A 12,734-nucleotide genomic window follows, 5' to 3' on the forward strand; every position below is an offset into this window, starting at 1 on the left:
GTGACATCGGTTTTGCGATAACGACATGCATCAACAAACAAGGAGGAAGACGGCATAAAACAGGAACGTCAACCAAGGTCTGGCCCCCGCCAGACGAGGAGGAGAGTGAGTATGAAAACGATCTTATCGACCGTGCTTCTGGCAGGCTCGTGCCTGTGCGTTGCCGGAACGGCCTACGCTGCCGATCCAATGGTGAAAGCCTGCGCCAAGGACGGCCAGTTCATCATCGGCTTTTCGCAGGCCAACAATGCCGAGCCCTACCGCCAGCACGTCAATGACGAGCTGGAGGCGGCGGCCAAGGAAGTGCCGGGCTTCACGCTGCAGATCGCCGACGGCGCCGGCAACGTCAACACGCAGACCTCGCAGGTCGACAATTTCATCACCCAGAAGGTCGACATCCTGTTGATCTCGCCCTTCGAGGCCGCACCGCTGACCCCGGCGGTGAAGCGCGCCATGGATGCCGGCATCCCGGTCATCGAGCTCGACCGCAAGACCGTCGGTGACCCCGGCAAGGATTACACCGCCTTCATCGGCGGCGACAATTACAAGATCGCCATGGAAGCCGGCAAATACACCGCCAAGACGCTGCTGCCCGATGGCGGCGAGGCGGCGGTGCTGGAAGGCCTGCCGAGCTCGACGCCGGCGGTCGAACGCCTCAACGGCTTCAAGGACGGGGTGAAGGAAAACGCCAAGATCCAGGTGGTCGCCGAGCAGGCCGCCGACTGGGTGCCGGACAAAGCCCAAGTCGCCTTCGCCGCCATGCTGCAGGCGCACCCCGACATCAAGGTGCTCTACGCCTCCAACGACATGATGGCCGCCGGCGCGCTTCTCGCCGCCAAGGGCGCGGGCAAGGACGTCAAGATCATCGGCACCGACGGCCTGCCAGGCCCCGCCGGCGGCATCGAGGCCGTCGCCAAGGGCGACTGGGCCGCAACCTTCACCTACCCGACGGGCGCCAAGGAAGCGATCGAGATGTCAAAGAAGATCCTGCTCGACTGCGCGACGTCGGTGGAGCCGACGGTGACGGTGGAGACCACCGCGATCACGGCGGAGAATGCGAAGTCGATGATGGGGAAGTAGGGCCGGCGATCAGCTTGCAAGTATCAGTGGCAAGGCCCCCCTCGCGGGCCTTGCCACGTTTGTTCCGCCGCTGCCGCTCACAAAGCCATCCTCAAGCTCAACTTGACCAATCACAAGGCCGACGACATTGTGGGCCGCGAGTTGCAGTTCGTTAGCCAAGTGGTCGTGTGGCAATGGATTTTCGCGACGCCATCGATAGAGCGCTGGCCTGGGCCGGCGGATGGTTCGACTATGCCGCCACGCCATGGTTCGTCTATCAGGTCGGCATCATCGCCTCGCTCTTTGTGGTGGCGAAGCTGGCGGCGTTGCGGGTCGAGCCTCTCGTCGAGAACCAGGCACGCCAGATCAAGGGTCATCCTGGACTGTTGAGGGTCGTCATCGCGCTGTTGCGGCGCACCGACTGGATCCTGTTCATTATCTTCCTGTTTGCCGCGCTCAACCTGTTGCTCGTCATCACCTGGCCGAGCCGCACCCATCTCCTGCACGTCGCGCTGTTGCTCTCGCTGGCGTGGCTGTTTGCGACCGTGCTGTCGCGCATCATTCGCAACCGCCTCGTCGCGCGCACGCTGGGTTGGCTGGCCTGGATCTACGCGGCCCTTGTCATACTGGGTGTCAGTAATGAGGCGGCCGCCTTCCTCGACAGTCTGGCAATCCCTCTGGGCGCGGTTCGCCTTTCGGCCCTCATGGTGCTGAAGGCGGCGCTGCTCCTGATCGCCACGGTCTGGCTTGCGGTGGTCGCCGGCAACTACATCGATGAGCGCGTCCGCCTCTCCGAGGAGCTGACACCGTCGATCCGCGTCCTCGTCGGCAAGGTCGCCAAGATCGGCCTCGTGCTGGTGGCCGGCGCCGTGGCGCTTTCCGCCGTCGGTCTCGACCTGACGGCGCTGACGGTGTTTTCCGGCGCCGTTGGTGTCGGTCTCGCTTTCGGGCTGCAGAAGGTTGTTTCGAATTTCGTCTCCGGTGTGATCATCCTGCTCGACAAGTCGATCAAGCCGGGCGACACGATTTCGCTCGAAGGCACCTTCGGCTGGATACGCGAATTGCGGGCGCGCTTCGTCTCGGTGGTGACGCGCGACGGCCGCGAATTCCTGATCCCCAACGAGGACTTCATCACCCAGAGGGTCATCAACTGGTCGTTCAGCGACAACCTCGTGCGCCTCGACGTGAACTTCGGCGTCTCCTACGACGCCGATCCGCACAAGGTCAGCGAACTGGCGATAGAGGCCGCGATCAGCGTCGGCCGGGTTGAGGCCGACCGGCGGCCTGTCTGCTGGCTGACGGACTTCGGCGACTCCTCGCTGAACTTCGTCCTGCGCTTCTGGATCCGCGACCCACAGCAAGGCCTGACCAACGTGCGCGGCAAGGTGCTGCTGGCGCTGTGGGACACGTTCAAGGCAAACGGCATAAGCATCCCCTATCCGCATCGCGAGATCATCATGAAAGAGGCTGGGCCGGTCAGACGAGGGCACGACGACCAGTGATCTTCTGGATGTTGATGCGGAAGAAGAGGTGAGGCGGACTGGCCACCTTGTCCTCTCGCTACGGCCGGCGGCATCGAGGCGGTCGCCAAGGGCGACTGGGCCGCAACCTTCACCTACCCGACGGCCGCCAAGGAAGCGATCGAGATGTCGAAAAAGATCCTGCTGGATTGCGCGACGGAGGTTGAGCCGACGGTGACGGTGGAGACCACCGCGATCACCGCCGAGAATGCGAAGTCGATGATGGGGAAGTGAGGGGGCGATTAGAGCCTGACACTGAGGTTGATGTACAAGGCCCCGGAAGGGGCCTTGTTGCGTTGCGGCAAGTTACGGGTAAATGGCCGCTACGCGCCTCATGTCGGCCATATGAACTTTGCCTCCGTCCGGAAGCAGACACTGCAATTGACCACGCTGAAGGTCGTGGTCGCGCCAGAGCCTGCAAAGGCGCAACTCGGTACACGAGGGCGAACATTCAGCTGCGGAAACAACTTGAAGAAATGCTTCGCGACCCATAGCATGCCGCGCCATGGTAAAATCTGATCGGGAGGTCAGTGAGATCGGTCGGGTTTTTGAGCCAGTGCAAGGTAGGGAGGACAATAATTATGGCTTCCGAAGTACAGGCAAACAACGGCGTTAACGTAGAGGCGCTGCTCGGCGCACGCGAAGCGCTTACCAACGCCCCGGAGGCGGCGCAGTTCAAGTGGCGCGCGGCCTGCGAATGGAAGGATGGCACCCACAGCCATTCATCGGTCGAGAGCTTCTACGGTCTCGGCGAGGACCAGCATCGCAAGACCACTTTCACATTCGACGCAGACCATCCGGAGGTCTTCGCTTCCCAGGACAAGGGCGCCACGCCCGTCGAATACGTGCTTGTCGGACTGGCGAGTTGCCTGACCGCCGGCATCGCCGCGGTTGCCCAGAACCGAAACATCCAGTTGAAGTCGGTGAAGGCGACCATCGAAGGCGACATGGATCTCGCCGGAATACTCGGCATCGACAGCGACGTGCGCAACGGCTTCAGCGGCATCACGGTGAAATACAACATCGACGCCGACGCCAAGCGCGAGGACATCGAGGCTATCGTCGCTCAGTCGCAGAAGCGGTCGGCGGTCTATGACATTGTCACCAATCCGACGAACGTCACGGTCGTGGTGAACTGAAAGGCGCTTCGAACCGTAGACTCTTCTGATGAGAGGGTGCGATTAGTTCCGTCACCACAGTGATCGTCGGCGCGGGGCACGCGGGGCTCGCAATGAGCCGCTGCCTGGCGGAGCGCTCTATCGAGCATGTGATGCTGGAGCGCGGCGAGATCGCCAATACCTGGCGCACCGAGCGATGGGATTCACTGCGGCTGCTCACCCCGAACTGGCAGAGCCGGCTGCCGGGCTTCCGCTATGACGGTGACGATCCCGACGGCTACCGGACGATGCCTGAGGTGATCGACTTCCTCGGGAACTATGCCAAGGTGATCTCGGCTCCGGTCAGAACCCACACGACCGTTACCTCGGTTCGCAGCGACGGGGCGGGATATCTTGTGCGCACGGACCGCGGCGAGTGGCGGTGTCGGACCGTCGTGCTGGCGTCGGGCGCGTGCAACATCGCGCGCCTGCCCGACGTAGCCAGCCGCGTGCCACCGTCGGTCGCCATGCTGACGGCACAGTCCTACCGCAATCCGCGTCAGGTCGCCGACGGTGGCGTGATGGTGGTGGGCGCGTCGTCGAGCGGCACCCAGATCGCACAGGAGCTGCAGCGTTCGGGGCGTCAAGTGACCCTGTCGGTGGGCGAGCACATCCGGGCGCCCCGCGTCTATCGCGGCAAGGACCTGGAATGGTGGATGGACGCCGCCGGCGTGCTCGACGAGCGTTACGACGAGGTGGACGACATCAGGCGGGCGCGACGGGTTCCTTCGCTGCAGCTTGCCGGCACGTCCGGCCGCACCACCCTCGACCTCAATGCGCTCGACGACCTCGGCGTCCGGCTCATCGGTCGTCTTGCCGGCATCACCGAAGACGGCAAGGCCCAGTTTGCGGGGTCGTTGCGCAACATGTGCGCGCTTTCCGACCTTAAGATGGCCCGGCTGCTCGACCTCATCGACGAATGGGCGCGCGCCAACGGCCTGGACGCTACGGTCGGGCCGCCGGATCGCCCGCCGCCAACCCGTGTCGAGGACAACCCGCCGCTCGGCCTCGATCTTGCCGGAGGCGCTATCAGGACGATCATCTGGGCCACCGGCTACCGGCCGGACTACTCCTGGCTGGAACTGCCGGTCCTCGACCACAAGGGCCAGGTCCGTCACGACGGCGGTGTAGTGGAACATCCGGGCCTGTACCTGATGGGGACGCAATTTCTGCGCCGCCGTAAGTCTGCTCTGATCGACGGCGCTGGCGACGACGCGCGTGATCTCAGCGATCATCTGGCATCGTACCTCGGGCAAAATTCAGTCTGCTAGCAGCATCAACGTCTGAGACCCCAGAGGGAACAGGTTGGTTGCCGTGACAACCCCGAATTCTGCGCCCCTGCAGTCATATTCCCAAATGCAGCTTCGGCTTCCAGAAGGGGCGGAACAACTCGATCTTGGGACAGCGGTTCATCACCACTTTCAAGCCCGCTTCCTCCGCCAACCGGGCGGCAGTGTCGTCGCGCACCCCAATCTGAGCCCACAGAACCTTTGCATTGATCGCGATGGCCTCCTGTGCAACCTCCAGCAGATCTTCGGAGCGGCGAAAAACCTCAACCATATCGACGGGCCGGTCGATGGCCGCCAGTGATGGGTACACCTTAAGCCCTCGAATTTCATCCAGGCCGGAACTGGGGTTGACCGGGATCATGTCATAGCCGGTTTCGTGGAGCACCCTGAGAACACCATAGGAAAATTTGGTTTTATCGGGGCTGGCCCCCACCATCGCGATGGTTTTGACCGATTTCAGAATGTCTTGCAGATAAGCCTCCGAATAGGGCTCATCATGATTCATATGGGTCATTTCTTTGCTTCCAACGGGGTCGCAATATCGGCTTTCAATTCATGAGCGGCCAGCGGGTCAAGGAAGGGGTTGCGATAGAGCTTGTCGTGACTCTCAACGCCGACCTCCAGCGTGCAGTCGCTCATAGGGCGGGCGACGCAGAGGATTATATAGCCATTGTTAATCTGGCGGTTGTTCAGCGCTCGCTGCGCTTTTTGATCGACTTTGCCGCTGATTATTTTGGCTGCACAGGTTATGCAGCCGCCATACTTGCACCCATACGGCAGATCCACGCCGTGCTCGCGCAGGCTTTGCAAGAGGGGCCTGCGGTGATCGACGTCGAAGGCCGCACCGCCTTGATTGGCGAGGGTGATGGTGAAGCTGGTCATACCCAGATGTCACTCGTGCAATCACCGCCGGGATAGCGGGTTTCGTGACAGCGGCTTGGTCCATTTGGTTCCCTGCCGAAATCGACGACAAACAGCGGATCGATTTCCATGCCGCCGTTTTCCGTATCGCAGTTGACCATTAGCATGCATCCGCCATTGGTCCGGATTTCCGGATAGAACTGATTATCCCAGGTCGAGAAGAGTGAGGTCGTCACATAGAGGCGCTTGCCGTCGAGGCTGAGCTGTATCATCTGAGGCCCGCCAGTCACTTTCACGCCATTGACCTCAGGCGCACGGCCGAGAAGTCCGCCCATCCACACTTGTCCGGTAAGCTTGGCGTTGTGAGGGTCCGAGATGTCGTATTGACGAATGTCGCCATGCAACCAGTTGCACAGATAGAGGTATCTATCGTCCATGCTGAGCAGAATGACCGAGATCACGCCGGGTATCGGGATCGGCCATTCGGGATGCGGCTCATTGTCGACATCGACAATTTTTTCCCATTGCCAGTCTCCCGCCGCGTCCTTCCACCAATGGATGATATTTGCGGAAAGGGCCGCGCCGACAAAACCGTGGCTGCTGTCGGGATTATGATGGAACCGCACTTCCAGCGGGATCAAGCCGTCTTCACCGAGATAAAATGTCTGGCTTGGCTCCTTCTTCTCAAAATCCCAGAAATGGATCTCTCGGCCATATTTCAGATGGCCAACCTCTTCCAGGTCAAAACCAGGCATGAAGGTATTGGGCGCGGCCCACTCCGAACTGACCATTACGTTGTGTCGCGGCTGGTACCAGAAATCATAACCGAACTTGATGCCGCCCATGGAGTTTTCCCAGCGGCCGACAATTTCGAACTCCTTGCTGAGCTGCAAATAGCCGCCGGGGGCATTGCCCTGGGCGTCACCAAGCATGGAAACGATGATGTCCGAGCCGAGGCAATGCACCGTGTGTGGTGCCGACAGGTTGGTCCTGGCTTTGATTTCAGCGCCGTCTATGACCTTGAACAGGGTCGGATTGCGGGGATCGGTACCACAATCGACAATATGCAGATTGGACGAGCGCACACCCGGCACGATCAGATATTTCCGCTCCACGCTCGCATCGCCATGGCACGACGAACAGGCATTCCAGCCCGAGTGATGAAGCTCATCGCCAATGCCCGGCATTTGCAAACGCGAAATCACCTGGCTGTAGGTCGAACTCTCCGGGTCGACATCGATGGTGCACAGATAGTCCGGCTTCTGAATGCCCGTGCCGGTGTAGATGGCAATCGTATAGAGCAGCTTTTCGCGAGGTGCCGTCATTGCCTCGGCTGGAGAAGCATAGCCCGGTCCACAGCAATGATTGGTCATGGGTACTTCCCCAATTTGAACAGATCACTGGCCAGCCCCAACGGGGTCGACTGGAATGTTAGTGCATGCTTGGCATTGGCGCTATGGCCGGGGTGGCTTGTGAAGTGCGCAGGTGACGTACAACTTGGCGACAGAGCCCCCGTGGACGCCACGTATTGACCGCTCGAAGATTATTGAGAACCCTTGCAGCGGCCCACTCATCATCGGATCGTATGGCAGCGAACCATATGCAGGTCAGCAACTGGTCAGGTCACGTCGATATACGAACGGCGCTCAAAGGTCCGCTTCTGGCCTTCCGAGCCTCGAAGCCGCCATTCCGCTTTCGGCTCCAAATGCGACATTCAGCCTCGGTTCCGAGATGTCCGCTCATAGCGCGGCTGGCATCCTGTAGGCACGTGCCTGTTCTCTCGCCCGCCTTCAGGCACGCCACTTAGCTGTCTATCAGCTCCACAACGCAGCCTCATTCACGGCGTAGCCGTGAACCCGCACTGCTTCTGTTCCATCTCGATCTGCTTGGTGATGCGGATGGCGTTCTGGGCGTAGGCTTCCGTCACCGAGCCGCTGTTGACGGTCTTGTCCTTCAGCGGGCTGACGGCCGCGCAGAGGTGGAAGACATGCTCCGTGTCGGACTTGGTGGCGCCGTTTTCCGGCGCGATCCAGTAGACGACATCCTGGCCATTGGGGTGTGCCGCGTCCTTCGTCGCATCGGCCACCGTGGTGGAGTCGGTGGCGATCGCCTGCGCCTGGGAGGCGACCTCGGGCGAACAGGCGGTGGTCGGCTGCCCCGCCTTGATCTGGGTCGCGCACTGGTTCATGTCCTGCGTGTACTGCTCGACCGATGGCGGCTGGTAACTGACGCCGAGCAGCGTCGCGACCACGGCCAGCACCGCGCCGACGCCGCCGGCAATTTTCTTGCTCTTCGGATCCATGTTCTTGTCGTTGAGGATCAAGAGAACCAGCGGCAGGAAGGCAATCAGCGTGATGATCGCGCCGAGCTGGTTCTGGACGAAGAACCTGAATGTGTCGGAGGCGCGGGCCGGGTCCTTCCTGTTGGCCGCCTTCCACAGCATGCTGCCGGCGATGGCGAAAATCGCGATGCCGATCAGAATGCCGATCAGCAGCGGCAGGTTTCCGTTGTCGAACTTGTGCTTGTAGAGCAGGACAATCCCGGCGATCTCGCCGCCAATGGCAATGATCCATGACAGCGCTGCGAAAAGGCGCAGCCGCGTGGCGCCGGCCTTCTGGCCCTGCGATGCTTGCCAATCCTTGGTAACGTCTGCGGCCGGCTTGTTGTCGTCAGTCATGACCAGGTCCCCCGGGTATCGACACTTTTGCAGGGCGGCGTCAAAGGCGCCCGGCGCAGCGTCATTGAACGAACGTCGCCTGCCTCAGCGCGAAAGCGCCACGGCAGACCGTGTCACCATCAATATGGCGCATGATTGGATTCGTCCATACCCACGGGCAGGGCGGCGATGGTACCGTCCTACACGCTCGATGGGGGTAAGTTCACGCGGGCAGCAGGGCAGGGCAATCGTATATGGCGCTCCCCCGCTCCGTCTCGGCTTCGCCGAGCCACCTCTCCCCCACTCTGGTGGGGGCGAGGAACCCAAGCGTTTCAAGGCCGTGACATCCGTGATTAGCGTTTCCTCGCCCCCACAAAGTGGGGGAGAGGTGGCCGCGTAGCGGACGGAGAGGAGGGCTGGCGCCGCCATATGCGATTTCCCTGCGGCCGCCGGTGGCACGACTCACCCCGGAAAGATCGTGAAGCCGCCATCGACGCGGATGACTTGGCCGTTGATGAAGCGCGCGCGCGGACCGGCGAGAAAGGCCACCGCCTCGGCGATCTCTTCCGGCTCGGCATAGCGGTTCAGCGACTTCCTGCTCGAATCCATGCGCTCGGGATCGACCACGCGGGTCGCCTGGAAGCGTGCCGTCTTGGTGGCGCCGGGGCTGACCGCATTGATGCGCACGCCGTCGTCGATCAGTTCCTTGGCGAGGCAGCGCGTGTAATGCACGACCGCGGCCTTCAAGGTGGAGTAGACGACCTCGGGCGAGCAGCCGAGATGGGCCGCCGCCGAGGCGATGTTGATGACGGAGCCGCCGCCGCGCTGCTTCATGGGCGGCACGAAGGCCTGGCAGACCAGCATCGTGCCGATCAGATTGTTCTCGGTCAGCACGCGGATGTCGTCCAGCTCGATGTCCAGCGCGTTGTTCGGGTTCGGCTTGCCGCCCTTGGCGCCGATGTCGCCGCCGGCACAATTGACCAGCACATGCACGTCGCCGAGATCGACCTCGATCTTGCGCTTCATCTCGGCTACCGCCTTCTGGTCGCCAATGTTGCCGGTCACCGAGGTGACCTTCGTGCCATGCCGTTTCAGGCGCTCGACGACCTCGCTCAGATTGGCGAATTCGCCATATTTGGCCGGCGCCGTTTCGTCCATGTCGTGGATGGCGACATTGGCGCCGAGTTCGGCCAGGCGTTCGGCCATCACGCGGCCGAGGCCACGGCCGGAGCCGGTGACGAAGGCGGTCAATCCATCGAGTTCACGTGTCGTCATCAGATCTTCTCCATCAAACCAAGGTTGCGCATGTTGGCGGCGCTGCGCCGGATCATGTCGAGCTCATAGGAAACCAGTGAAACGTCGTCCTCGCGCTCCCAGGGGGTGCGGTAGTCGGCATCGTCGGGCAGCCGGTTGCGCTGGGCTGCCGCCAGACAGGCGGCAAACTCGCGCGCCGTCTTCTGCGGATAGCCATGCCACCAGTCGTCGCGGAGAAAGCGGACATGCCGCGCCTCCAGGGCGCCGGGTTCGAGAACGGCGGTCATGCGATCGTGGTGTTGGCCAAGAATTGCGAACAACTCGGCAAACGGCACAGCGCCGTCGCCGATGGCGCAACGGACCAGCCGGTAGCCTTCCCCAGTGAACTGCACGCGGTAGTCCTTGAGGTGGATATGGCGGACATAAGGTGCGATCCGCCGCGTGAAATCGAGAGGCGCCTCGCCGACCGGGAATGTGTTGCCGGTGTCGAAGGTGACGCCGACGCCGTCGCCGCCAAGCGCACAAAAATCGACGATTTCCCCGCTGGTGAAATCCTGGTGGTTTTCGATGGCAAGGGTGTAGCCTTCGGCATTCGCGCGGGCACCCCACTCCACCAATCGCTCTCGAATGATGCCGGCGTACTCGCTCCACTTCTCGCCGGCGGCGTTGCGGTCGCCGCACAGAACCGGCGTCAGCGCTGTCCGGATGATCTTGGCCTCGAGCAGGCGCGCGGCCCGAAAGGCATCGTCGAGCGGCTCGCCCACCAGAAGGCCGCCGCTGACAACAGGTGTCATGCCAAGGCCGGCGAGCCGCTCGCGCAGCGCGATCACCGCGTCGTCGGAAAGCTCGCTCAGCCATGGCACCCAGATCTCCAGCACACGCGCGCCGAGGTCGGTCGCCAGCGCGATGAAACCTTCCAGCCCCGCCGGCTTGGGATTGGCGCGTGGCGTGCCGCGACCCTGGAGGCCGAGATGATAGGTCAGGCCGTAGGGGTTCAGGCCGACCTCGAGCATGAAGCGATCCTTTGTTTCGCGTTGGGTCATCGAAGGCCGGCATCCACGGTGATCGACTGCTTGGTGATCATGCGGCTGTCGTCGGCGGCCAGGAACAGCACGGTGCGCGCGATCTCGTCGCCGAGCAGAACGTGGCGGATCATCTGGCGCTGCACGACCTGGTCGACCGAGGCCTGCGTCTTGAACCAAAGCTGCCTTTGCCGGTCGGTGATGACGGCGCCCGGCTCGATGGCGTTGACGCGGATGTTGTCGGGCCCGAACGCCCGCGCCAGCGCGAATGTCAGCCCGATCACGCCAGCCTTGGCCGTCGCATAGGGCGCTATGTCAGCCGCGCCGAAACGCCAGGCGATCGAGGAAAAATTAACGATCGAACCGAAGCCCAATTCCTTCATGTGCGGATGCACGGCCTGGGCGGCAAAGAAGTGGTGCCGCAGATTCACGTCCTGGGCGTGGTCCCAGTATTCCTGCGTCACCTCGACGACGGGGTGGCGATTGTCGTCGGCGGCGTTGTTGACCAGCACCGCGACAGGCCCGAGGCGGTCGCGCACCGTGCCGATCGCGGCCTGGAGGGCAGGGATGTCGGTCACGTCGCAGCGCATAAACAGCGGCGCGTGCGATGCCGTAGAGGCGAGTTCGCGCGCCAGCGCGTCGCCGGCCTCCTGCTGCAGATCGAGAAACGCGACGCGTGCGCCATTGGCGGCGAAGGCGCGAACCGTGTCGGCGCCGATGCCCGTCGCGCCGCCGGTGATCAGCACGACACGGTCAGCCAGGCTCGGATAGATGGCGAAGGACACTGCGGAACTCATTTCAGGTCAGGTCAGATCAGGCGTTGGGTCGTCGGGTCGAACAGGCAGGCACGCGCCATGTCGATGCCGAGCGTCACCGTCTCGCCCATAAGCGGCGTGCCGTCGGGGTCGAAGCGGCCGGTGATCTCCTTGCCGCCCAGGCGCAGCACGGCCATGGTCTCCGCACCTGTCGGCTCGACCAGTTCGACCACGGCATCGATTTGCGCGATGCCTGGCTTGCGGCGCGCCAGATCGGGATCGAACCGGTAGATGTGCTCCGGCCGGATGCCGAGCACGAGCTGCCTCGGCGTATCGGATGGAAGCGCCTGGACGATCGGCAGGCTGGCCGTCTTGCCGTCGGCGGCCTGCAGCGCAACAGAAGGGCGACCGCCTTCCTCGCTCAGTTCGGCCGGCAGAAAATTCATCGCCGGCGAACCCATGAAGCCGGCGACGAACATGTTGGCCGGCCGGTTGTAGATCGTGGCCGGCTCATCGAATTGCTGAACCTCGCCCTGATGCATCACGGCGATGCGCGATGCCAGCGTCATCGCCTCGACCTGGTCGTGGGTGACGTAGACCGTCGTCTTGCCGACGCGGTGATGCAGCTTCTTGATTTCGGTGCGCATGTCGACGCGCAGCTTGGCGTCGAGATTGGAGAGCGGCTCGTCGAACAGGAACAGTTTCGGATCACGCACCAGCGCCCGGCCCATCGCGACGCGCTGGCGCTGGCCGCCTGAGAGCTGTCCGGGCTTGCGCCCAAGCAGCGGTTCGATCTGCAGGAAGGCGGCGACCCGCTTGACGGCCTCGTCCTGCTGCGGCTTCGGCACGCGGCGGCTTTCCATGCCGAAGGTGATGTTCTCGCGCACCGTCATCGTCGGGTAGAGCGCGTAGGACTGGAACACCATGGCGATGTCGCGGTCCTTCGGCGCCACCGAATTGACCAGCCTTCCGTCGATGCGGATTTCGCCGGAGGTAACAGATTCCAGCCCGGCGATCATCGCCAGCAAGGTGGATTTGCCGCAGCCGGACGGTCCGACCAGCGCGATGAACTCGCCGTTCTCAGCCTCTAGATCGATGCCCTTCAGCACCTCGACCGCGCCGAAGTTCTTGCGCAGGGATCGGATGGTCAATGTCGACATG

Annotated in this window: 12 protein-coding genes; 4 read left to right on the forward strand and 8 right to left on the reverse strand. The window is 62.6% G+C overall.

All coding sequences use genetic code 11. The features are described from left to right. Window positions 1-111 precede the first annotated feature (111 nt). From ACWGTI_RS20105 to ACWGTI_RS20120, 4 genes are all read left to right on the forward strand, one after another. A complete protein-coding gene (locus ACWGTI_RS20105) occupies window positions 112-1,080 on the forward strand; it encodes a substrate-binding domain-containing protein (protein ID WP_454588720.1) in 969 nt (322 codons plus the stop codon). Window positions 1,081-1,253: 173 nt separating this feature from the next. Further along, a complete protein-coding gene (locus ACWGTI_RS20110; protein ID WP_454588721.1) occupies window positions 1,254-2,561 on the forward strand; it encodes a mechanosensitive ion channel family protein in 1,308 nt (435 codons plus the stop codon). Window positions 2,562-3,160: 599 nt separating this feature from the next. Further along, the gene (locus ACWGTI_RS20115) at window positions 3,161-3,718 is read left to right on the forward strand and encodes an OsmC family protein (protein ID WP_023679231.1); all 558 of its coding nucleotides are present in this window, start codon (window positions 3,161-3,163) and stop codon (window positions 3,716-3,718) included. 59 nt (window positions 3,719-3,777) lie between these two features. Beyond that, the gene (locus ACWGTI_RS20120) at window positions 3,778-5,007 is read left to right on the forward strand and encodes an NAD(P)-binding domain-containing protein (protein WP_454588722.1); all 1,230 of its coding nucleotides are present in this window, start codon (window positions 3,778-3,780) and stop codon (window positions 5,005-5,007) included. Between the two features lie 73 nt (window positions 5,008-5,080). Here ACWGTI_RS20120 and ACWGTI_RS20125 read toward each other — a convergent pair whose 3' ends face one another. From ACWGTI_RS20125 to ACWGTI_RS20160, 8 genes are all read right to left on the reverse strand, one after another. Then, entirely contained in the window at window positions 5,081-5,539 is a 459-nt protein-coding gene (locus ACWGTI_RS20125) for a CoA-binding protein (protein ID WP_454588723.1), read from the reverse strand. Then, complete coding sequence (locus ACWGTI_RS20130; protein ID WP_454588724.1) at window positions 5,536-5,907, reverse strand: 2Fe-2S iron-sulfur cluster-binding protein; 372 nt, start codon at window positions 5,905-5,907, stop codon at window positions 5,536-5,538. Before ACWGTI_RS20130 ends, ACWGTI_RS20125 begins: the two co-directional genes overlap by 4 nt. Further along, window positions 5,904-7,259: a selenium-binding family protein gene (locus ACWGTI_RS20135; protein WP_454588725.1), complete on the reverse strand. Its 1,356-nt coding sequence runs from the start codon at window positions 7,257-7,259 to the stop codon at window positions 5,904-5,906. The genes ACWGTI_RS20130 and ACWGTI_RS20135 overlap by 4 nt, the downstream gene beginning before the upstream one ends. Window positions 7,260-7,723: 464 nt before the next feature. Then, window positions 7,724-8,563: a hypothetical protein gene (locus tag ACWGTI_RS20140; protein ID WP_454588726.1), complete on the reverse strand. Its 840-nt coding sequence runs from the start codon at window positions 8,561-8,563 to the stop codon at window positions 7,724-7,726. A gap of 441 nt (window positions 8,564-9,004) precedes the next feature. After that, the gene (locus ACWGTI_RS20145; RefSeq protein WP_454588727.1) at window positions 9,005-9,817 is read right to left on the reverse strand and encodes an SDR family NAD(P)-dependent oxidoreductase; all 813 of its coding nucleotides are present in this window, start codon (window positions 9,815-9,817) and stop codon (window positions 9,005-9,007) included. After that, window positions 9,817-10,839: a sugar phosphate isomerase/epimerase family protein gene (locus tag ACWGTI_RS20150; protein WP_454588728.1), complete on the reverse strand. Its 1,023-nt coding sequence runs from the start codon at window positions 10,837-10,839 to the stop codon at window positions 9,817-9,819. Before ACWGTI_RS20150 ends, ACWGTI_RS20145 begins: the two co-directional genes overlap by 1 nt. Then, on the reverse strand, window positions 10,836-11,615 hold the full coding sequence (locus ACWGTI_RS20155) for an SDR family NAD(P)-dependent oxidoreductase (protein ID WP_454588729.1): 780 nt from the start codon (window positions 11,613-11,615) through the stop codon (window positions 10,836-10,838). Before ACWGTI_RS20155 ends, ACWGTI_RS20150 begins: the two co-directional genes overlap by 4 nt. An 11-nt stretch (window positions 11,616-11,626) precedes the next feature. Beyond that, the gene (locus ACWGTI_RS20160; protein ID WP_454588730.1) at window positions 11,627-12,733 is read right to left on the reverse strand and encodes an ABC transporter ATP-binding protein; all 1,107 of its coding nucleotides are present in this window, start codon (window positions 12,731-12,733) and stop codon (window positions 11,627-11,629) included. Window position 12,734: the final 1 nt, after the last annotated feature.

The organism is Mesorhizobium sp. ArgA1 (genome assembly GCF_053714375.1).